We start from the raw sequence: 459 nt of genomic DNA, 5'->3' as shown, positions 1-459 counted from the left end.
CACCAAGATAAGGCTCGTTAAAAGAATTGTCTGTATTTACACCGCCATTTGTTATTTTATCATATTGCTCTGTTTGTGGTGTAGTGAGGATATTATCGTTTTTATTTGACTCTTCTTTTGGGAAAATAGTTCCTGGTAAGGTCGAAATTTCATCACTAGGGAAAATTTCATGACTGCTATCTTTATCCTTACTTGCATTATTATAAACAAGCCAGCTGCCAAAAATAAGTGGGGCTATCTCGATAGTTTTTTCGATCACTACTCCTGCTAATAGTAATGGACTATTATCCCCCTTACTCTTATCTAAGCTATTAAACATATAAGAATTTAAGAGTAGGGTATTTAAACTACTTTGATTTTTAATATAGTTTATCGCTGCATCTTTGGTATTGATGCCACTATCTTGTAAATTTAGAGCTTTGCTTAGATAGTCACTAAAACTATCTTCTTTTAGTTTTG

Annotated in this window: 1 protein-coding gene; it reads right to left on the bottom strand. The window is 32.7% G+C overall.

Annotated elements, in window-relative coordinates; genetic code table 11:
* A partial coding sequence (locus tag UNSWCS_RS12190; protein ID WP_035144228.1) for a hypothetical protein occupies positions 1 to 459 on the bottom strand: 459 nt, incomplete at both ends.

Origin of the sequence: Campylobacter concisus UNSWCS, from assembly GCF_000466685.1 — a bacterium.
GTDB classification, from domain to species: Bacteria; Campylobacterota; Campylobacteria; order Campylobacterales; family Campylobacteraceae; genus Campylobacter_A; species Campylobacter_A concisus_A.
The sequence above is the reverse complement of the archived record's forward strand: the minus strand, read 5'-3'. Positions and strand labels throughout refer to the sequence as shown.